This window comes from Noviherbaspirillum sp. ST9, from assembly GCF_048799745.1.
GTDB lineage: Bacteria > Pseudomonadota > Gammaproteobacteria > Burkholderiales > Burkholderiaceae_D > Noviherbaspirillum.
The window spans coordinates 151,783-173,444 of sequence record NZ_JBLWFR010000004.1 but is presented as its reverse complement, the minus strand read 5'-3'; the positions used below and the strand labels follow the sequence as shown (position 1 = coordinate 173,444).

At 63.6% G+C, this 21,662-nt stretch carries 16 protein-coding genes and 1 pseudogene; 12 read left to right on the top strand and 5 right to left on the bottom strand.

What is annotated here, in order from left to right; translation table 11 throughout:
* Nucleotides 1–20 precede the first annotated feature (20 nt).
* The gene (locus ACNOHI_RS09905; RefSeq protein WP_420474504.1) at nt 21–2,879 is read right to left on the bottom strand and encodes an adenosylcobalamin-dependent ribonucleoside-diphosphate reductase; all 2,859 of its coding nucleotides are present in this window, start codon (nt 2,877–2,879) and stop codon (nt 21–23) included.
* 531 nt (nt 2,880–3,410) lie between these two features.
* Nucleotides 3,411–3,710, bottom strand: coding sequence for a hypothetical protein (locus tag ACNOHI_RS09900; RefSeq protein ID WP_420474503.1), 300 nt, complete (start codon nt 3,708–3,710; stop codon nt 3,411–3,413).
* Nucleotides 3,711–4,417: 707 nt separating this feature from the next.
* Here ACNOHI_RS09900 and ACNOHI_RS09895 point away from each other — a divergent pair.
* The 12 genes and pseudogenes from ACNOHI_RS09895 to ACNOHI_RS09840 all read left to right on the top strand — a co-directional run.
* A complete protein-coding gene (locus ACNOHI_RS09895; RefSeq protein WP_420474502.1) occupies nt 4,418–4,654 on the top strand; it encodes a hypothetical protein in 237 nt (78 codons plus the stop codon).
* A gap of 235 nt (nt 4,655–4,889) precedes the next feature.
* Complete coding sequence (locus tag ACNOHI_RS09890; protein WP_420474501.1) at nt 4,890–5,999, top strand: 6-bladed beta-propeller; 1,110 nt, start codon at nt 4,890–4,892, stop codon at nt 5,997–5,999.
* Between the two features lie 66 nt (nt 6,000–6,065).
* Nucleotides 6,066–6,392, top strand: a complete 327-nt coding sequence (locus ACNOHI_RS09885; protein ID WP_420474500.1) for a hypothetical protein — start codon at nt 6,066–6,068, stop codon at nt 6,390–6,392.
* A 2-nt stretch (nt 6,393–6,394) separates the two neighbouring features.
* Nucleotides 6,395–7,717: a hypothetical protein gene (locus ACNOHI_RS09880; protein WP_420474499.1), complete on the top strand. Its 1,323-nt coding sequence runs from the start codon at nt 6,395–6,397 to the stop codon at nt 7,715–7,717.
* Between the two features lie 195 nt (nt 7,718–7,912).
* On the top strand, nt 7,913–9,484 hold the full coding sequence (locus tag ACNOHI_RS09875) for a B12-binding domain-containing radical SAM protein (RefSeq protein WP_420474498.1): 1,572 nt from the start codon (nt 7,913–7,915) through the stop codon (nt 9,482–9,484).
* Between the two features lie 47 nt (nt 9,485–9,531).
* Nucleotides 9,532–12,246 (top strand): cytochrome c3 family protein, encoded by a 2,715-nt coding sequence (locus tag ACNOHI_RS09870; protein ID WP_420474497.1) that lies wholly within the window; start codon nt 9,532–9,534, stop codon nt 12,244–12,246.
* The gene (locus ACNOHI_RS09865) at nt 12,240–13,277 is read left to right on the top strand and encodes a hypothetical protein (protein ID WP_420474496.1); all 1,038 of its coding nucleotides are present in this window, start codon (nt 12,240–12,242) and stop codon (nt 13,275–13,277) included. The genes ACNOHI_RS09870 and ACNOHI_RS09865 overlap by 7 nt, the downstream gene beginning before the upstream one ends.
* A complete protein-coding gene (locus ACNOHI_RS09860) occupies nt 13,274–14,101 on the top strand; it encodes a formylglycine-generating enzyme family protein (RefSeq protein WP_420474495.1) in 828 nt (275 codons plus the stop codon). Before ACNOHI_RS09865 ends, ACNOHI_RS09860 begins: the two co-directional genes overlap by 4 nt.
* A complete protein-coding gene (locus tag ACNOHI_RS09855) occupies nt 14,098–15,024 on the top strand; it encodes a formylglycine-generating enzyme family protein (RefSeq protein ID WP_420474494.1) in 927 nt (308 codons plus the stop codon). The genes ACNOHI_RS09860 and ACNOHI_RS09855 overlap by 4 nt, the downstream gene beginning before the upstream one ends.
* A 9-nt stretch (nt 15,025–15,033) precedes the next feature.
* Complete coding sequence (locus tag ACNOHI_RS09850; RefSeq protein WP_420474493.1) at nt 15,034–15,864, top strand: tetratricopeptide repeat protein; 831 nt, start codon at nt 15,034–15,036, stop codon at nt 15,862–15,864.
* A complete protein-coding gene (ccsA, locus tag ACNOHI_RS09845) occupies nt 15,861–16,688 on the top strand; it encodes a cytochrome c biogenesis protein CcsA (protein ID WP_420474492.1) in 828 nt (275 codons plus the stop codon). The genes ACNOHI_RS09850 and ccsA overlap by 4 nt, the downstream gene beginning before the upstream one ends.
* A 77-nt stretch (nt 16,689–16,765) precedes the next feature.
* A pseudogene (locus ACNOHI_RS09840) lies at nt 16,766–17,647 on the top strand (glycosyltransferase family 87 protein); the annotation flags it as partial.
* A gap of 150 nt (nt 17,648–17,797) precedes the next feature.
* Here ACNOHI_RS09840 and ACNOHI_RS09835 read toward each other — a convergent pair.
* The 3 genes from ACNOHI_RS09835 to ACNOHI_RS09825 are packed head-to-tail and all read right to left on the bottom strand — an operon-like array spanning nt 17,798 to nt 21,647.
* Nucleotides 17,798–19,288 carry a B12-binding domain-containing radical SAM protein gene (locus tag ACNOHI_RS09835; RefSeq protein WP_420474491.1) on the bottom strand — a complete coding sequence of 497 codons (1,491 nt, stop codon included), beginning with the start codon at nt 19,286–19,288 and terminating at the stop codon, nt 17,798–17,800.
* Entirely contained in the window at nt 19,285–20,484 is a 1,200-nt protein-coding gene (locus ACNOHI_RS09830) for a DegT/DnrJ/EryC1/StrS family aminotransferase (RefSeq protein WP_420474490.1), read from the bottom strand. Before ACNOHI_RS09830 ends, ACNOHI_RS09835 begins: the two co-directional genes overlap by 4 nt.
* Nucleotides 20,481–21,647, bottom strand: a complete 1,167-nt coding sequence (locus ACNOHI_RS09825; RefSeq protein WP_420474489.1) for a glycosyltransferase family 9 protein — start codon at nt 21,645–21,647, stop codon at nt 20,481–20,483. Before ACNOHI_RS09825 ends, ACNOHI_RS09830 begins: the two co-directional genes overlap by 4 nt.
* Nucleotides 21,648–21,662: the final 15 nt, after the last annotated feature.

Sequence of the window (21,662 nt, the reverse complement as noted above, 5' to 3'; positions counted from 1 at the left end):
GTCCCGCTTTATTGCACGCCTTAGCCACAAGCCCCAATCGCCCCACAAGCCGTACAAAACTCACACCCATCCTTCTTGATGACCGTGGTATTGCCACACTCGCGGCACAGCTTGCCGTGAATCGTCGGCGCCGGCTTGGCCGAATGCGCGGCCGGCTCATCCGTCACCACACCCATCGCCTTCACCGGCATCCCCTCTTCCGTAAGAATGCCCAGCATCGCATAGCGATGAATCACCAGCTGCGCAATGTACGCAACGGTCGACGGATAGCTGGCCTGCTTCTCGCTACCCGGCACACGCGCCAGGAAGTCACCACGCGGTTCCGCATAGTTCAGCAGCTTGCGCAGCTTCATGCCGATCCACGCGGGGTCGACCACGCGCATGTCGTGCGACAGCAGCTTGCACAGGCCGTCGAGGGTGTGCGGGTGGCCGCCGGTCAGCCACATGCTGTACGGACGGCGGGTGCCGTCGGGCATCTGGAGTTCCTTCAGCATGAGGACGAAGTCGTCTTCGGTGGACGGGTTGCGCACGTCTGCCACCCATGCCAGCGTGCCGTCGGTGCCGGTCTTGGGCTCGTGCGGGGCGAACAGGGCGTCGAGCACCGGGGTCGGGTCGTTGTCCTGCTTGTCGAGGGCGCGGAGCTGGTTGTAGCGGAATTCGACGAGCTTGGCGAACGCGGCGGTTGCGCTCGGGACTTGCACGATCTGGCCGGTCGGCGGCATCGGCATGTCGAAGGCGTCGCCGTAGGCGCTGCCCAGCAGCGCGAGGCGGCGGCGCAGCCAGCCGCGGTCGTTGGCGCGCATGTCGGTGGAGAGCGTCTTGGCGATGGCGTCGAGGCCGCGCGGGGGCTGGCCGCCGAGGACCCAGACTTCGAAGGGCACGCCGTCCTTGTCGCTGACCGCGACGGCGAATTCGCCTTGCGGGGTGTCGATGATTTCACTGATCCATGCGGAGGCTCCTGCCTGCAGACGCGGGCGGGACGGCCAGCGCAGCGAGGCCATCGGGGGCGCCATCGCGAGGTCTTTCAGCACGAGGCGCTTGTCCTGTTCGGTCAGTTGCATCGGTTGCGGGTTGGTGTTGGTGCCTGCGACCGAGAGCACCGCGCCGAGCACGCCGTTGGGGCGGTAGGTGGTGATGCCCTTGAGGCCCTGGCGCCAGGCTTCCATGTAGAGGTCCTTGAATTCCTCGTACGGGTAGTCTTCCGGCACGTTCACCGTCTTGGAGATCGCGGCGTCGATGTAGGGGGCGACGGCGGCGACCATCAGCATGTGGTTGATGGCGGAGATTTCCAGCGCGGAGACGAAGGCTTCCGGCAGGTTGTTGGTGTCGTTGCCGAGCGCACGGTAGACGCGGTAGGCGTGGTCTTCCACCGTGTAGTCCTTCTTGGTGCCGTCGGGCATGCGCTTGGTGCGGTTGTAGAACCAGGAGAATGCCGGTTCGATACCGTTGGAGGCGTTGTCCGCGAAGGCGAGCGAGATGGTGCCGGTCGGGGCGATCGAGGTCAGGTGCGAGTTGCGGATGCCATGCTTGGCGATCTTGGCTTTCAGTCCTTCCGGCAGGCGGGAGGCGAAGCCGGCGCTCAAGTATTTATCTGCATCGAACAGCGGGAAGGCGCCGCGCTCTTGCGCGAGTTCGACAGAGCTCTCGTACGCTGCGTCGCGCATGACGCGCGAGATGTTAGCGGCCAGCATGCGGCCTTCTTCGGTGTCGTAGCGCACGCCAAGCATGATGAGCGCATCGCCGAGGCCGGTGAAGCCGAGGCCGAGGCGGCGCTTGGCGTCGGCTTCGCGTGCCTGTTCCGGCAGCGGCCACTTGGTGGCGATCAGGACGTTGTCGAGCATGCGCACGCCGAGCTTGGTGACCTTGGCGAGCAGGTCGAAGTCGAACTTGGCATCGGCGGAGAACGGCTTCTCGACGTAGGCGGTGAGGTTGAGCGAGCCGAGGCAGCAGCAGCCGTAGTCCGGCAGCGGCTGTTCACCGCAGGGGTTGGTCGCCTCGATGTATTCGGCGTAGGAAAGGTTGTTTTCCTGGTTGATGCGGTCGAGGTAGAGCACGCCGGGTTCGGCGGCGTTGTAGGTGCTCTGCATGATCAGGTCCCAGATCAGGCGGGCTTGCACCTTCTTGTACACCCACTTGCCGTCTTCGCGCAGGTAGGCGCCCTTGGACTTGAGGTCGGCGTTCGGCTCGACCTTGTGCGCGAGCTCGAACTCGCCGTCGATCTCAACGGCCTTCATGAAGGCGTCGGTGACGCCGACGGAGACGTTGAAGTTGTTGAGCTGTCCCTTTTCCTGCTTGACGGTGATGAAGTCGACGATGTCCGGGTGCTCGACGTTGAGCACGGCCATCTGTGCACCGCGGCGTGCGCCGGCTGATTCGACGGTTTCGCAGGAGCGGTCGAAGACCTTCATGTAGGAGATCGGGCCGGAGGCGGAGCTGCCGGTGCCCTTGACCATCGCGCCCTTGGGACGGATGGCGGAGAAGTTGTAGCCGACGCCACCGCCGCGACGCATGGTTTCCGCTGCTTGTGCGAGCGCGGTGTAGATGCCGGGCTTGCCTGCGACGTCTTCGGTGATGGAGTCGCCGACCGGCTGCACGAAGCAGTTGATCAGCGTGGTCTGCAGGCCGGTGCCCGCGGCGCTCGATACGCGGCCGGCGGGGATGAAACCGTTCTGCATCGCCCAGAGGAATTCTTCTGCGTATTTCTTACGCGTCTTGGGCGGTTCGATCTCGGCAAGCGCCTTGGATACGCGGGTGATGACCTGCTCGATCGAGGTCTCGTCGCCTTTTGCGTACTTTTCGATCAACACTTCGGTGGAGATGTCTTGCGGCTCCGCGAGTGCAGCAGCGCTGACGATCGCGGCGCTTTCCAGTTTATGCATGTATAGACTCCCTAATGGCCTTGTGGCTGTCTGTCTGAATGAGTGGTTACGGTGGTGAATTCGGTGCGGGGCCGCGATTATACGGCGACTTGCGGGGATGCTGCTCGGGCCAAGACGGAAATGAGAGACGAAAGCAAGGATGCATTCATGGTGTGGCTCGTGGTCTTGGATTGAAGGGGCAGCGGGCGGCTCGGCCGCCGGGAAAAACAGACCCGGAGGCGGGTGGCCATCGAGGATTCTAGCGATCCGCAAAACTCTCGCACCTTGACCCAGATCAAGTATTTCCGGGTCGAAATGATATGTGGCTAACCACCGGGAAAAGGGGGTTAATTGCGGGGTTCTTGTGTTGGATTTTGGTTGGGGGCGGGTGGGGTGTCGGAAGGTGTAAATGGGGTGAAGCGGGTGGGTGTTGCGGCTTTTTGCACTGACTTATTTCCCCCGTCATTCCCGCGCAGGCGGGAATGACGGGTGTGGTGAAGAGGGGGAGGACTGCCGTCGGCGCCCGCACGCCTCGTCACGCGGATCGCGAGCTCAGTCCTTCTTCCAGCGATTATGTCCAACAAACTCTTCCCACGTCAGCAAGCCATCCTTGTCCTTGTCGTAGCGATCGAAGTGCTCCGCCACGTACGGCAGCGTCGCGGCCGCCTCTTCCTTGGAGATCCGCTCGTCCTTGTTGGCGTCGGCGGTATTGAACTTGTCCTGCGCCTGCTTGTGCGCGAGGCGGGCCATGTCGCCTTTGCGGCCGTCCTGGTCGAGCTTGGGGACGACGGTTTGCGCTTGCGCGAGGCCGAATGCGGCGAGGAGGACGAACAGGAGGGAGAGGGATTTCATGGCGGTTTCCTTGGATCAACCGCCATATCCTAGCGGGCATTGCCGCCGTCCCCAAGCATCTGGATCAAACCGGCAAAAAAAAACCCGCTGCCTTGCGGTAGCGGGTTAAATCCAATTCTAGGAGAGTTGGAGGAGACAGGAGTAACTATAGTCCTCCACCAAGCGAGCGTCTGCTTTATTGTCGTGATAACCGTTATACACAGTTGTTATATCAGGAGAAACATTGCTCGACGCCAGAATGGAAAAGCCCGCTCGGCGATTGACCGAGCGGGCTTTATTTGTCTCCTGCCTCATCCTGAGATGGATTTTTTTTGCGAGGTGAATCTTACACCGAAGCATCGGGGATTGGTCAATTTGCAGGCACGTGCCGTTGCATCCAGACAGTTGACAGACAACAAAAAAGCCCGCTCGAGGGCGGGCTTTCCGTTTTGAATACAAGAGTAGATTCCTGGAGCCCTTACCTATCTGGAAAGTGGTCCAGTAGTGAATCTGCTCTTGTATTCGCACGCTGTTGTGTGCGCATGGGGAGACTATAGGCGTTTACCGCGCACGGCGCAACTCAACAATCCTCAAAAAAGGGGCATGTTTTCAACGCTGTATTGCGTTTTGCCGAAGTCGTTTGTGAAGTGACAATCGCGCGTGCGGGAAGATGAAAACCTGGCAAGGATTTCCTTGTCCAACGAGCATGTCCGTCACCGGGAGCCGCCATGCCGACCTTCGTCCAGCACAATAACGTCAACATCGTGACGCTGTACCGCGACGATGAGATCGCGGTGCACTGCCAGCCGGGCGATGTGGTGCTCAAGCAGGAGGGAGACCACTGGATGACCTATGAAGTGCGCGCCAACAACCAGGTCGCCGCAGCCGGCTTTCCGTGCGAAAGCTATGACAAGGCGATGGAAGCGGCAAAGTCCGTCGCCGACAATCCCGACCGCCTGAAATGACACGCGGAATTCTCCAAATCGGGAATAAAACACAGTTTTTCCATTTGCGAATTGACTTGGGATAGGGAATTTCAACGTCATCGCACCTTGCCGTTCGGCATTGCAATTGCCTCCCACATAATCCTATTTGCGTAGAAAGGTTATAGATCAGGCCTGCCCGGCTCAACAATGAGCCGCGCCCTGCTGCGTCGCGCGTGCGACAGGCCAGGCCGCAATGCGAAGCAAAGAGAATCCGATGCACTTCCTGCCCGCCTGGCGCCTCGCCGCGTTGTCCCTGCTTGCCGCCCTGCTGACGGGCTGCGCGAGCAATGTCATTCGCGGTCACTTCGATTACGACGCGCGCCCCAAGAACGCGCGCCCCGACTTGGTATGGCCGCAACCGCCCGACCCGCCGCGCTACCGCTACGTCGGCGAACTGGTGGGCGAACGCAATTTCACGCGAACCGACAAGACCGAGACGACGCTCGTCTCCGCGATGAATTGGATTGTCGGCCTGTTCGAAACTGAAGAGGTGTTGACCCTGCAGCGGCCGCAGCACGGCACGACCGACGACAAGGGGCGCATCTATGTCGTCGACGCGGGCCGCAACGCCGTCGTCGTCTTCGATCCGAATCCACCCGCGGACGGCAAGTCGAACAAGGAAGGCGGCCAGCTGATGGTGTGGAAGGTGCTGCAGCCGGACATGGCGATCGGGTCGCCGATCGCCGTCGAGCAGGTATGGGATGGACACATCGCCGTCTCGGACGCGATGCTCGGCGCCGTCTTCCGCGTCAACAGCGCGGGCGAGCCGGTCAGCGTCCTGGGCGTCGGCCAGTTGAAGCGCCCGACGGGACTTGCCTTCGACAAGAAGCGCGGCCTGCTGTACGTCGCGGACACCGTTGAGAACGACATCAAGGTATATGACGGCACGGGCCAGCTGGTGAACACCTTCGGCGGCGCCGGCGAGCGCGAGGGCAGCCTCAACGGCCCGACGCTCATGAGCTTCGACGACAAGTACCTGTATGTCACCGACACGCTGAACAGCCGCGTGCAGGTGTACGACTCGGAAGGCAACCACCTGCGCAGCTTCGGCGAGCGCGGCACCACGGTCGGCAACATGGTGCGGCCGAAAGGCGTGGCGGTGGGCGACGACATCGTCTATGTCGTCGAATCCCTTCACGGCCATCTGCTGGCCTTCAACCAGAAAGCGCAACTGCTGCTCGCGATCAACGGCAGCGGCATGAAGGACGATCGCTTCACGCTGCCTTCCGGCGTCTGGACGGACAGCAAGGGAAGAGTTTATGTCGCGGACATGTACAACAACCGCGTCGTGGTGTTCCAGTTCCTCGGCAACAAGACCGAGTAGAGCGGACCCGTACTGCTTTTACAATCCGCCCGGCATTGCGCCGGGCAACGAAACGAGGTGCAATCGATGAAACCGTGGCTCGTGCTTCTCAACGATTTTTGCCATGACCTGTTTACCGGCACGTGGATCGGCAGCTTCATCGCGCTGGTCTTCCTGCGTACGCGCGCCGGCGACGCCGTCCTGCTGGCCGACCTGTCGCAACTGTTTACCCGCGTCTGCATCGGCTCGGTGGTCGCGCTGGCATTGTGCGGCATGAGCCGCCGCATCCTGCGCAACAGGCTGGGCAACGCAGCGCTTGCCGGCATGCAATACAGGCTGGTGCAGCTGCGCCATGCGCTGCTTGGCACCTCGATGCTGGGCGGCACCGGGTTGGTCATCGCGTGGGCGGTGTAAACATGACGGCCCCCTCCGACATCGACAAGACAGAGCGGGAGCAGCTCGCCGGCCGCGTCCGCGCCATGTTCGCCGCAGGCGTCGACGGCGATCCCGCCCCCTTCGACCAGCTCGCGCTCGACACGTTTGCCTACCAGTACAAGAACAACCTGCCCTACCGTGCGTATTGCAACGCACTCGGCAAAGGCCCGGGCAACGTCGCGCGCTGGCAGGACATCCCCGCCTTCCCGACCGACAGCTTCAAGACCGAGCTGGTCACCTCCTTCCCCTTCGATGAAGCGGTGATGGCCAACCTCACCAGCGGTACCACCGCCATCGTGCGCGGACAGATCTTCCGCGACGAGATCGGCCGCGAACTGGTGCTGGACGCCAACCGCATCATGACCGGCGCCTACCTGTTCCCGGACTTCGCCAAGGGCGAACGCTGCCGCGTGCTGATCCTGGCGCCGAGCCCGGAGATGGCGCCCTCGATGGGCATGGCGGTCGGCATGGACGAGACGCGCCGCCTGTTCGGCACGCCGGACAGCCGCTTCCTGCTTTCGCACAGTGGCATCGACGTCGGCGCACTGGTGCAGGCGCTGACCGAATCGGAAACCAGCGGCGTGCCGGTGGCGATGATCGGCTCGACGTCGGCCTTCGTGTTTTTCTTCAATGCCTGCAAGAAGCGCGGCGTGTCCTTCCACCTGCCCGCAGGCAGCCGCATCGGTGACGGCGGCGGTTATCGCGGGCGCTTCGGTGAAGTGACGCAGGAGGATTACCTGCGCCTCGCCTATGAAGTGCTGGGCATCCCGGCGACCCATTGCGTGAACGTGCTGGGCATGGCGGAAAGCTCGACCGGTTATTTCGACAACACGCTGCGGCGTACGGTCAAGGGATTGCCGGCGGCCAGTCGCATGCGGCAGAACCCGCCGTGGACGCGCACCATGGCGGTCAGCCTCGACACGCTCGCGCCGCTGCAGCCAGGTGAAGTGGGCCTGCTGCGGCACTACGACGTGGCGAACCTGCCAACGGTGCTGGCGGTGCAGACCGATAACCTCGGATTCTGCGACGAGCAGGGCAACTTCCAGATCGTGGGTCGCGCACAGCGCGATGCGAGCGGGAGAGTGTCGGCAATGCCGAGCGAGCGCACGGTCGGGCCGATGGGTGACAAGCGGATCTTCCGCTTCCTCGAGGCCTATGTGAATTTCTCGATCCGCTTCAAGTCCGGACTGCTCAAGCCGCGCACGCCGATGGTGCCACCGGCGTGTCCGTGCGGCGAGCTGGCGGATTCGGCGATTGAAGAGACGACGGAAGAGGTGTTGGAAAGCTCGCTTGGTGCACGTTGATGCACGCGAACGACTGACTACCTCTCCATCAATCGCTGCCGGGCTCCTTCCCCCTTCCAGGGGGAAGGTTGGGATGGGGGTAGTGAGGCTGAGCACACGACTGCGATTGTGCACGCTCACTACCCCCACCCTAGCCCTCCCCCTGCAAGGGGGAGGGAACCAGGCAGCGGTAGACGATACAAGGATTGAATACAAATGAGCCTCATCGAACAACCCATCAGCTTCGTGCGCAAGTCGCCGGAGCGCAAGCAGGCCCCGAAAAAGGTCAAGCGCGTCGCGCTGGTGACCGCCCCCTACCATTCCGGCGTGGTCGAATCCGCCGGCACCTGGCTGAACCTCGGCTTCGTCTACGTTGCCGGCGCATTGCGCGCGGCAGGCTATGAAGTCGATTACTACGACGCCATGGCGCTGTGGCACGACCAGGACCAGATCCGCAAGCGTCTGGAAGATTTCAAGCCGGATGCGGTGGCGTCTTCCGCCTTCACCGCAGCCGTGTTCGCCGCCATCGGCGTGCTGCGCCTGGCGAAGACGATCAATCCCGAGACCGTCACGCTGATCGGCAATGTCCACGCGACCTTCTGCTATGACGAAATGCTGCAGGCGGACCATGACGTCATCGACTTCGTCGTGCGCGGCGAAGGCGAGCACACGCTGGTCAAGCTGCTCGACTGCCTGAACGCCGGCGACGATCCGGCCAAGGTGAACGGCCTGGCCTTCTGGCGCGACGGCGGCGTGGTGACCACGCAGGCCGCGCCCATGATCTGCGACCTCGACGCGCTGCCCACCGCGTGGGATCTCGTCGAATGGCCGATCTACAAGTACCGCGCGAAGAACGATGCGCGGCTCGCGATTGTCTCTTCGTCGCGCGGGTGCACGCAGAACTGCTCGTTCTGCTCGCAGAAGCTGTTCTGGCAGCGCGGCTGGCGCACGCGCAGTCCGGAACACTTCGTGGCCGAGCTGGAAATGCTGCACCAGAAATACGGCGTGAAGGTAGCGATGCTGGCCGACGAAACGCCGACCATGGACCGCGCGCGCTGGGAAAAGATCCTCGACCTGATGATCGAGCGCAAGCCGGGCGTGAAGCTGCTGATGGAAACGCGCGTGGTGGACATCGTGCGCGACGAAGACATCATGGACAAGTACCGCCTCGCAGGCGTGGAGCACATCTACGTCGGCGTGGAAGCGGGCGACCAGGCGACGCTCAACCTGTTCCGCAAGGGCACCAAGGTCGCGCAGTCGCGCAAGGCGATCGACCTGATCAACCAGGCCGACATCGTGTCGGAAACCTCCTTCGTGCTCGGCATGCCGACGGATACGAAAGAGTCCATCGCCAACACAGTGGAGCTGGCCAAGATGTACAACCCGGACATGGCCTTCTTCCTCGCCATCGCGCCGTGGCCGTATGCGGACCTGTATCCGGAGCTGAAGGATTACGTCGTCACGCGCGACTACAGCAAGTACAACCTGGTGCAGCCGGTGCTCAAGCCGACCAACATGACCGTCGAGGAAGTGGAGAAGGAACTGGCGATGGCATCGAAGAAGTTCTTCATGCACAAGTTCGAGAACATCGAGAAGCTCACGCCGTGGAAGCAGGAATTCATGCTGTCGGTGTTCGACATCCTGATGAACCACTCCTACCTGTCGCACCAGATGAAGGACATGGCCACGCAGAGCAAGAAGATGCCTGAGTCGGTCAAGAACATGATCAAGAACGTGAAGGCCGCCAAGCGCGCATTGTCGAACGAGCCGATCGCGCCGCTGCCGTAAGAAAACCAAGCGGGATCCCGAAGAAAAACAAAAGGGGGATGGAAGTAGTGAGAGCACCTTTTCAATGGAATGCCAGTGTACTGGCCCGGCTGGGTTCACTGCCGCGAAAGGCCCGTGCATTGCTCGGGCTGGCGACGCTCGCCGCGACGCTGGGCGCCGTGACCGCGATCGCGCAGACGACGCCGCCGCTTACCGGCATCGCGGCGACCGCGCACAATCTGTCCAAGACCGGCAAGGCCGATCGCAACGTCAAAGCCGAGTCGGAAACCCAGGTCTGCGTGTTCTGCCACACGCCGCACAATGCCAGCACCACCATTGCCGGGCCACTGTGGAACCGCAGCTCTTCGGCAGGCTCCTACACCCGCTATACGTCCGCTTCGATGGATGCCGACAGCATCGCCAATGGTTTCAGCGCTGATCCCGGCGGCAGCTCGGTGCTCTGCCTTTCCTGCCATGACGGTATGGTGGCAATTGGTAGCGTACTGAATCTGAAAGGCAAGGCAGTCACCATTTCCATGACCGACAAGAATGGCGCTGCGCTAACCTACATGCCGGACGGCGACGGACAGCTCAGCGGTTTCACGCGCAATCTTCAACAAGATCTCAGCAACGACCATCCGATATCCGTCACCTATGACGACGCGCTCGCCGCTGCCGACGGTGAAATGACGCGTCTGACGACAACGGATCCCAAGCAGCGCGATCTGGCCGGCAACAACATTATCGGCATTCGTAGCAGTACCTACAAACCGCTGCTGCCGTTGGAGGCAACCGGCTCCAGCGGCGCCGGCCAGGTGCAATGCGCAACCTGCCACGACCCGCACCTGGAAGCACAGAAATTCCTCCGCACGAACCGGTTCCAGGTGGAGGAAGCAGGGAACCGTGCCTTCGACAAGGACAAGGATCAGATCTGCCTGGCCTGCCATCCCAAGCTGGGCAATTCCTGGGCGGAATCGGCGCATGCGAAGAAGGTCGTCGCTGACGAGTATTACATTGATACCGCAGCGTCGCGCCGTGGCTTCCCCGGCACGCCGCAAGTCTGGCAGGTCGGTTGCCTGAACTGCCATGACACGCATACTGCACAGGGTTCGCGCCGCCTGCTGCGGGAGGGCGTCAATGCGACGCCGTCAAACAATGCGGCGGACAGTTTCCGCAAGCTGAGCGCAGCAGTGGCCGCCTCGGCGCTCGATACCGTCTCCGCGGTCGAAAACACCTGCTACCAGTGTCATACCGGCCTGGGGACGAAGATCATCGGGTCGAACGCCACGAGCATCGTGCCGAACATCGAGTACGAGTTCAACAGCCGCAGCTACCGCATGCCGATCAAGACCGAGGAGCAGACCGGCGGCACGACCACCGAAAACCACAACATCCGCAATGCGAATTTTGTGGAATGCCGGAAAAATCTAGGCGGCACGGCGGAAGATGAACCGACGACAACGAGCCACCTGACGGCAGCGCAGAAAACCGCCTGCAACGGCACGGTTGGCAGCAAGGACAAGCGCCATGTCGAATGCACTGACTGCCACAACCCGCATCGCGTACGCCGCAGCCCATTTTTCTACGGCACGTCATCGGATACCGGCGACGGCCTCGAGCGCACGCACAAGGTCGCCGGCACGACCGCCAACAAGGGTGCCGACGGTAACGTGGCATCCGGTGTCTTGCGCGGCACCTGGGGTGTCGAGCCGGTGTACACCACGGCGCTCGGCAATACCTGGCCGCAAAAGCCTGACCGCTACGAGGTCAAGTACGGCGACCCGACCTCATCGACCTTCACGCGAAGCCAGCCCTACCTGACGCGCGAATACCAACTGTGCTTCAAGTGCCATTCTGACTACTCGAACCCGACCGCGGCGGTGGACTTCCCGTCGCTGGGCAATACGGGCGGCGGCACGGCTTCGGGCACCAACGGCGTGCAGCGATATACCAACGTGGCGGCCGAGTTCGGATCGGTGAAGTTCAACACGGCCAATCCGGATATCCCCGGAACCACGACGGACCAAGGTGAAACCACCAATGCCGGCAAGGCTTGCGGCGATCCCGCCGGTACCGGTTCTGACTGCGCACCGACGCCGTCGCCGCCCGGCGGCACCAACAACCACCGCTCGTGGCATCCGGTGATGTATCCGACCGGGCGTGACAAGGATGAGCGCGGGAGCGCGAGCTGGTCGAACATCAAGGCGCCGTTCTCCACCAACGTCGGTCGCCAGACGATGTACTGCTCCGACTGCCACGGGGACCCCGGCGCATGGGCGGTGACCACCGGCAAGGCCGCCGGCGTCGTGCAGGGCCCGCATGGGTCCAACAAGCCGTTCCTGCTCAAGGGCGATTGGAGCCTGCCCCTTGCGACCGGTCCGGGCAGTTATACGGGCCAATCGCCGTCCAGCCCGGGCGTGTGCGGCAACTGCCACCAGCCGACCAGTTCCGTGAGCGGATTCGCCGGCGCGACCGAGGCGAGCCATGGCTGGAGCGGCAAGGATGGCGTCCCCTGCACCTACTGCCATGTCGCCGTGCCACACGGGTGGAAAAACAAGGCCTTCCTGGTCAACACCGCCTGCGTGGGCCCGGAAAGCGGAATTACGCAGACGTATACCAACGGCTGCGCGAGCATGGGCGGACAGGTCAACGCCCCGCCGTATTACCGCAATGCGCTGCTGCGCATCAATGCGTGGCGTGTCAGCGGCGCCTGGGCCGAAACCGCCTGCGGCGACGGCACAGGCAAGACCTGGATGACGGAAACCTGCCAGGAGGGATGGTGAGATTGCGGACGGCACCTTCCGAGCCGGCATCGCTGGCGCACGCTGCGCTGTCGCGCTTCGGATGGCGCCGTATCGTGAAAGAAATCGCCGCGCCGAAATGGACGGTGGTGTTCTTCCTGCTGATGGCAGCAGGTGCATTATGGGTCGCGGAAGGCGGCGGCAATCCGACCATGGCGACCGTTCCGCCGCTATCGCTGCTCGTGCTGAACCTGCTGGCGGCGATCGTATCGACGCCACGCTTTCGCACCGACCTGCCGCTGCTGGTGTTCCATCTCGCGCTACTGGCTTTCGTGGTGCTGCTGGTTGCCGCCCGTCTGACCTATCTGGACGCGACCACGACACTGGACCAGGATGCGAGTTTCACCGGCAAGCTCCACCGCGAACGGAGCGGCCCGCTGCACCGCGGCGAACTGTCTGCGCTGCGCTTTCGCAATGAGGGTTTGATCGCCTTGCCAGCGGACGGCGAACACCGCATTCACAACATGGTGCGATGGTGGGATGCGTCCGGCGCAAGCCAGGCCGCCGATATTGGACAAGACCGCCCGCTGCTGCTCAACGGCTACCGCATCTATCCGACGCGGCGCGGCTTCGCGCCCAAGTTCATGTGGCAATCGGCACAAGGAAGCATGGAATTCGGCTCGGTGCATCTCGACTACGTCGGATCGGACGGCTATGCGAGCTCTGCCGCCTGGCAGTTGCCGGGCGGACCGGAGGCCTGGATCATGCTCGACATGGAATCGATCAAGCGCAGCGAGGGGACGAAACGCGTGGTACCTGGCGCGGAACGTGCGACCTATCCGCTGCTCGTGCGGGTGGAGGACAAGCGCGTGGTATTGCACCCGGGCGAATCCATCGAGCTCGCCGACGGTCGCCTGACGTATGCACAGCTCGACACCTGGGTCGGCTACCGCATCAGCTATGACCCGACCATGCCCTGGCTGATTGCCACGGTGGTTGCGGCGGTGGGCAGCATGTGCTGGTTCTACTGGCTGCGCATGCGCCCCTCCCGGAATCGTGAGGAACAGGAATGAAACATTATTTCTGGCTGATCCTGTGCGCGGCTTCCGCCGTGCAGGCTGCGCCGGCCAACTGGCAAGAGCCGGCTACGGGCATGGCTTTCGTCAGTGTTGCGAAAGGCTGCTTCCAGATGGGTACGGAGCAACATGTGCCGCTCAAGCCCAACGTGTTCTGGGAACGTATCCGGCATGACGCTCCCCTCTCCGAAGACGAGGGTCCGCGCCATGAGGTCTGTGTCGATGCCTTCTGGATGGGCAAGCTGGAAGTGCGCACGGGCGAATGGCAGAAGGTCATGGATGGCGAACCGCCGGCCAACCCCGGGCTGCCTGTGGCCTCGGTCACGCTGACGCAAGCGCGCGAATTCGCCGAGCGCCTGACGAAGCTGTCCGAAGGCAAGGAGCGCTTTCGGCTCCCCACGGAGGCAGAGTGGGAATATGCCTGTCGTGCCGGCGCCAAATCCGAAGAGCTGGCCATTGGCGGCGAGCTCGCCGGGCAGGCTTGGTACGGGGTACGCGGCTCCTACCGTCCGCAGCCGAGCGAGACCGGCAAGCTGGCTGCGAACGCTTTCGGCCTGCATGACATGCTTGGCAATGTCTGGGAATGGACCGAAGACAGCTACCTGCCGGACGGCTATGCGCGCCATGCCTTGTACAACCCGAAGGTATCCGCCGCAACGCCGCAACAGGTGATCCGTGGCGGCGCCTTCCGCACCGAGCCGCGCCAGATGCGTTGCGCCATGCGCAGCCACTACGACGCGGCCCAGCACCTCGATTCGATCGGTTTCCGCCTGGTGCGTGAAGCGTCCGCGGACAAAACGGCAAAGACGAAAAAACCATGAACATCAAAACCTGCTTCTCCGCTCTCCTCTCCGCGCTCCTGATGCTGGCGGCTGGCACATCGTCCGCCGCGTCCGACCTGCCGCGCGAAGTCATCGTCAATGGGGTCGAATTCGTGCACGTGCCGGGCGGCTGGTTCTGGTATCCGGTCGAGGGCGCCCAGCGCGAGGGCGCCGTGTTCGTGCCGAACAACAAGTGGTACCGCGACGTGAAGGTATGGCAGGACGGGTTCTACATCGGCAAGTTCGAGGCGCGCGCGCGCGACTTCCAGCGCTTCATGAATGCAGGCAAGCCGCAGCACGCTGTCCAGTACACCACGGCCAAGGGCAATGACGAGGGTTGCGCCGTCCGCCTCGACGGAAACGGCTACTTCCTCACGCGGCCGCAGGAAGACCTGCCTGTGTCGCACATGTCGTGGGATCTGAGCGTGGAGTTTGCACGCTTCATGGGCTTCCGCCTGCCCACCGAAGCCGAATGGGTGAAGGCCGCGCGCGGTGAGGACAAGCGCGTCTGGCCGTGGGGCAATGAGCATCCTGACGATACTTTCGCCGGCTACAACCGCATGCCGGACTGCCACTTGGTGCCGGTCGATTCCTTCCACAATGGCCGCTCACCCTACGGCGCCTACAACATGGCGGGCAACGTCTATGAATGGGTGGCCGACTGGTACAACGAACAGTTCGATGCTGCCCTCAAGGACGGTGACCGCAATCCGAAGCTGGCGGACAAGAGCAGCCTGAATCCGCCCGAGAAACTGCTCAAGGGCGGCCGCTGGGCATCCGACGCAGGCGGCATCAGCATCTACGAACGCCTGACAAATCCGGCGGACGGCGGCTTCACTTGCTTCGGCCTGCGCTTTGCTGTCGACGAGAGCACGGTGCGTGAACATCTGGCGAAAGGTACGGCGACCGTCGTCGCTCAGTAAGCCGTTTCGATGAGCACATCCACCGTCACTTCCCCCGCACCGCGCCGACGCGACTACCGCCTGCGCGCGCTGCTTGCGCTCGCGGGCATTGTCGTCGCGATTGGTGCCGTGGTCACCTTGCTCCCCGGACGCGGCATTACCACGGCTCCCAAGGAAAACCGGGAACGGTCGGGTTTAAGCGAACTGAAGGATTCCGTGTTGTCCGGCCTGACCGAGGAAGTTGCCGAGACCGAACCCCCAGTCAGTCCGCAGCGCGACCCAGAGGCTTACCGCAAGTGGGAACACGACAAAGAAGCAAAGGAATACCTGCGCAAGGCCGCCGCGTCCATCGGTGCCAAGCGATACGATGAAGCGATTGCCATCATGAACAGCGGCCTCGAGGTGCTGAAGGGCCGTCCAGAATCGTACGTCGTGATCGGCAATGCATTGATCGGAAAGAAGGACTACGTTGCAGCGCGCGATTTCATGAATGCGGCCATCGAGCGCGATCCGAAATTCGCGGATGCCTATTTCGGCTATGCGGTGGCCTCAGAGGAATTGGGCGAACTCGACAGCGCGCTGGGCGCGATGCGTTCCTATCTGCATACTGAGAAAAATTCCGACCCCTACCGCCTGAAGGTGGCGCAGGCACGCGCCGCCATCTGGGAATGGGAAGCAAAGCTAGGGCGCGGCGAATGGGGACCGACCAAGGGTATCCCGCCCGGCTTCACCGCCGCCGAACTCAAGCGTGACGGCAAGGGCGTCGGGACGAAAATGCCGATCCCGGGCACCGAAGGCCCGGACGGACTGATGAAATACGAAATCAAGTCGGGAGAACGGCTCCCGATCTTCAAGCCATGACCACATCCCTGCTGCAAATCGAACTCGTTACTTTCTGGAGCTCCCTGGTGGGCTATTCCTTTGCCACCGGCATCGCGATGTGGGCGCTGGTCTTCCGCAAACGACCGGAGCGCACCATGCTGGCACTGATGACCGTTGCAGTGCTGTTGCACACTGTCGCTCTGGGCGCGCGCTGGATGCGCATTGATCATATGCCGGTCGGAAATATGTTCGAGATGCTGTCCGCCAACGTATGGGGCTTGATGGTGGCAGTCGTCGTCGGCTACTCCGTGCTGCCGCGCGTGCGTGCCTTCGCCGCCGTCGTCCTGCCCGTGGTGATCATGGTGATGGCCTGGGCGCTGCTGGAACCGGTCGAGGATTCCTCGCTGCCGCCAACGTATGACACAGTCTGGCTGTTCGTCCACATCGCCTTCCTGAAAGTCTTCCTCGGTGCGGCCTTTGTCGCGCTGGGTATCGCGGGCATCCTGCTCCTGCGCTGGGCAGACGTCGGTACCTCGCGACTGGCGTCCCTTCCCCCGGACCGGTCGCTCGATGAAACGGCGTGGCGGTGCATGGCGATGGCGCTGATCTTCCACACGCTGGGCTTGCTGGCCGGCGCGATCTGGGCGCAGGACGCGTGGGGTGCCTACTGGTCCTGGGACCCGCTCGAAGTCTGGTCGCTGGTTACCTGGCTCGCCATCGGCCTCATGCTGCATGTGCGTGCGTCCTACCGCCCCGCGCCGGTCATCAATGCCGCGCTGATTGTCGGCACATTCGCGATCGCATTCTTTACCTTCTTCGGTATCCCCTTCGTGTCGGAAGCAATGCACAAAGGCATGGTGTGAACGACTCCGCCTTATCCCCGCAGATCTCGCGCAGGGCGATTTTCCTGCTGTGGATCGTCGTTGCGCTGTACGCGGCGATGGCAGTGTGGGATTTCCGGCAGGGCTACGTTGATGCTGCCAATGGCGGGCAGCCGCTGTACACGGATTACACGCCCACCTACGCCGCGTCGCTGCTCGCGCGCGACCTGCCCGTGGAGTTCCTGTACCTCCAGCGCACAATGAAGGAAGCGGGACGGCGGGCGGCGCTGAGCGTCTACAGCGACATCACGGACAAGCAGGCGCGTTCCATCGGCTGGGCGCCGTGGATGTACCCGCCCACATTCATTCCACTGGTGATCCCGCTCGCGTGGTTCTCGTACTGGATCTCCTACCTGTTGTGGATCGGCGTCACGGCGCTGCCCTATCTTGCCGCCATGCGGATGATCCTTCCCACGCGCATCGCATTGCCATTCGCACTTGCCGTGCCGCCTGCCTACTTCAACCTCCTGTACGGCCAGACCGGGTTCCTGTCAGGAGGACTGATTGCCGGCGGCCTTGCCTGCATTCGTTCCCGGCCTGCGCTCGCGGGCGTGCTGATCGGACTGGCAAGCGTGAAGCCCCACCTCGGCGTGCTGATTCCGATTGCGCTTGCCGCAGGTGGACACTGGCGCGTGTTTCTGTCGGCAAGCGTGACCGTCATCGCCACCATCATCGCCAGCATGCTGGCGTTTGGCCTGGAACCCTGGCTCGCCTTTATCGGCACACTGCTGTTCCATCTCGACGGTTTCGGCGCGGGTGCTTACAGCGGACGTGCAATGACGACCGTGCTGTCCTTCCTGCGCATGTCCGGCGGCGCCAGTGACAAGATGTGGATTGCGCAGAACCTGATGGGCGTGGCCATGGCCAGTCTCGTCGGATGGGTATGGTGGCGCGGCCGACGCCGGCCCGACACGCTGGGCCTGCAATCCGCAGTCCTGCTGCTGGCCACCCCGCTGGCGATTCCCATGGCCTACCTCTACGACCTGGTCATCATCGTGCCCGCTGCGGCGTGGATCTGGCGCGACGTCGATCAACGCGGCGCCGGACGATGGGAACTGCCGGTACTGTTTGGAACGCTGGCCGGGACCGGCCTAGTCCTGCACGTGGCGGACCTGATCAAGGTGCAGATGGGACCGATGCTGATCGCGGTGCTGCTGATGCTGGCAGTCGACCGCTTTGTCCGCGCGCTTGCCGAGGAAGTGCAAAATGCCCGCGACGCGTGCGGCACCGCCGCCGAGGTACCAGCGCCAGCCATGGCGCAAGTGGCGGGCAATGAAGGACGGGCGTAGGTAGAACTGGCGATATAACTGCCTCTGCAGGCGATCGAGTTCCGCGAAACTCAGTTCGCCAAGCGGGTGGCCGTGAGCGCCATAGTGGTAGTCCGGCTTCGGGCTCTGCTGCAGGTTGAGCGATTCCCACCACGGCACGTCCGGATACGGCTGGTACAACTGCACCTGCAGATAATCCGCAGGCAGCCGCATGGCGAGCGCGCGTGTCGCTTCGGCGTCGGCCTGCGTTTCGCCAGGCAGGCCGAACATGAACAACGCGACCGATCCGATGCCCTCCGCGTGCAAGCTGGCGAACGAACTTTCCACCGCCTCCATCCACACATCGCCGTCCGTTGTTTTGCCCAGCTTTTCGATCAGTCGCGGCGCACCGGTATCGACACCGATCTTCAACAGGACGGCACCGCTATCACGGGCCGCAAGGATACGCTCCTCGTCCAGTTCGTCGGGTCGCGCATTGGCCATCCAAGGCAACGTGATGCCGCGCCGCTGCATCCCATTGGCAAGCTGCATGAAACGTTTGCGATGCACGAAGAGCGAATCGTCCTCGAAAGCGATCGCCTGCGCGCCTGCATCGGCGCAACGTGCTACTTCATCGAGCACGGAATCCAGCGAGCGTGCCCGCAAGGGGCGGCCCACGCTCTTGCGTACGATCGCCGAGCAATGCAGGCAGGGCCTGGGGCACCCCCAGGCGGTCAGTATGTAGGCCCAGCGGTCGGCCACTACGCCGCGCAGGGGAAAGGGGAAAGGATAGGCCGTGCTCTCGGTAGTCGAAAATCGCGGCGCGGGCAGCGAGTCGGGATCGACGACCTGCTCGACCGGCCCGCGTCCGTTCGCCGGCCAGCGCATTTGCAGGATGGCGAGGGAAGTGCCGCGTTCGATATCCGCCACCAGTTGCGGCACTGCCTGTTCCGGTTCGCCGGGAATCGCGAGGTCGAAAGCCTCAAGCCACCCCGGCTGTGGACAGCGGGCGACATGCAAGACCTGCTGGCCGACGGCGATCGTGGTGACACCGGCGTGGCGTAGGATGCGCGCCACCGCAATTGACTCCTCGAGACACCAGGTGACGGCGCGAATCACTGCGATACGGGGCTTCAGTGCCAGCGCGGCACCGGCAAATGCCTGCACATCGAAAGGCGTCAGCCAGCCGTCGAGCAAGGGGACGGTTCTGCCCGATGCTACCTCGATGGCGGCCTGCGCATAGTTGAGGTCGAGCGCGGGATGGAGGTGACGCGGATGCGTCGTGTGCCGGCGCGCGGCGCGATCGATGCGCAACAGGACGACTGGCGTCGTCACCGCTGCTCCTGCACGCTTGCAGCAATGCCGCGCAGGCGATCAATGACCCAGTCGAGCCGCGCTTCAGTCATGCCATCGTACAAGGGCAGAAGAACGGCCTGCCGGTAGACCTCCGCGGACCGCGGGCAGCCTTCATGGCCGAGCATGCGCGCCGTATCATCCATCACCTCGCCGAAGATGCCGACATCCAATCCCTGCGCAAGCGCGCGCTTGCGGAATTGGTTCAGGTCCCCGCGAAAGCGCGCGACGAAGTTGTAGAACACGGGAGCGCCACAGTGCGTTCTCTGCTGCGCTTCGAAGCCGGGCGGCAGCGCGCGGGCAAGCTTTTCCCAGAGGGGTTCCAGCCTTGCCTGCCGCGCCGCGATGCCCTTCAGCCGGCGCCGGCCCATGCGTGCCTGCATGCCGCTGAACGCAACCTTCGGCCGCACGCGGTTGTTGGCCTGGCGGTAGAACTGCTCGAATCGCCCGGCGCGGTCGCCGCCGAACATGAGCCGCGCGGCGACCGCGTACAGCGGCGAGCGCACCATCATTTCCTCGACCCACTTGAGCAGCATTTTTTTCATCGCTGGCCATTCGCGCCGCGGCCGTCCTTCCAGTGCGCTACGCACCTTCGCCGCCAGCGCGTCGTCGCGCGTCGTCATGACGCCGCCGCCGAAGGCGGACAGCGCCTTGTTCGCTTCGAGGCTGAACAAGGCCGCGACGCCGAAACTGCCGACCGGCCTGCCGTCGACGGTCGCGCCCGGCGCATGCGCGCAATCCTCGATCACCGGCAAGCCCAGCCCGCACAGGCCCGCAATGTCGCAGGGCACGCCAAGCAGGTGTAGCGCGAGGATGGCGCGGGTGCGCGGGGTGATCGCCTTGCGCACGGACTCGACGGTCATGTTGTAGGTAGCGGGATCGATATCGGCGGGCACCAGCACGAGTCCGCGTTCCGACAGCAGCGGCAGGAGTTCGCCGAGCGTGTAGGCAGGAATCACAATCTCGTCGCCGGCCTTGAGTCCCAGTCCGTCGATGATCAGGCACAGCGCGTCGCGTCCGCTGGCGACGGCAACTGCGTGGGGTACGCCGATGGCCTGCGCGAATTCGCGTTCGAATGCCGACACTTCGGCAGCCGCCGCGGCGGGGGAGGTGAACGGCGCGCGCAGCCAGTCGGCGAGATCGGCCATGTCCAGCGTCAGGCGGCGGCGCGGGATCATGCGGCACCTCCCTGCATGCGGACGACGGCACGCAGCGGCACCACCCTGGATACGTCGAGCACGGATTCGACGGCATCGATCACGGACGACACGGAGATCTCGCGCATGCAGCGGTTGTCGGCGCAAAGGGTCTTGCGCTGGTTGGTGACGTTGACGCAGGGTGAGCAAGGCAATCCGGCGCTCAACACCGTGGCGCGTCCAAGCGGCCGGTAGAGTGCGGGAGTCTCCGGTCCGAACATCACCACCACGGGCAGGTCGACCACCGAGGCGAAATGCGCCGGACCGGAGTCGTTGCTCAACAGTGCCGTCGCTTGCGCGTAGAGCGCCGGCAATTCGGCAAGACGCAAGCGGCCGGCCGCATCGGCGCAACGCGGGTCGGAAACGGCAGTGGCGATTGCGCCTGTGGTGGCGATATCGTCCGGCCCGCCAATGAGCAGGATGTCCAGGTCGGCATGCCGCTCCAGCATGCGGCTCACGAAGGAAATGAAGTGCGGCACCGGCCACCGGCGCTGGGGCAGGAATTCGCTGGCGTTGGGATTGACCAGCAACAGGCGGCGCCGTCCATGCTGCGGCAGCAAAGCGGACAGCAGCTTGCGTGCCGCGGCCGATTCCTCCGCGCGCACGGCGCGTCGAGGAGCGGACGGCAAGGCACGGTCCTGCAATGACGGCTTGCCGAGCAGCGCTTCCGTGAGGGAAAGGTAGTTCAACGCGATATGCTTCGCGGCGTCGTACGATGCCTTGTGCGAATACAGGTCGCCGCGGTAGAGCGCGAGGCCGCCCTGCATTGCATGAAAACCGGCACGCCGGTGCACCCCCGACATCGCGCAGAGCGCGGCCGATAATCCCGAGAACAGTTCGAAATCGACGATGGTATCGATGCGGTGACGGCGCAGCCAGACGCGCCAGCGTCCGACATCGCGCAGCAGTGCGACGGGGTTGCTGACGTTGAACGCGAAGATCCTGTCCTCGGGGACGGTCCCCGCGACCGCGAGTGCGGGCTTGTTATGCGCGAAGGTGACGAAGAAGGCGTCTTCGCCCTGCCCCCCGGCGACGGCGCGCACCGCGGGATCGGCGAGCACCATGCTCCCGCCTTCCGTCAGGAGGATGAACGCGGTGCGCTGCGGACGCCCCTGCGCCTGATCCGTCCGGAAGACCCGTTTCATGCGCCGCAGGCCACT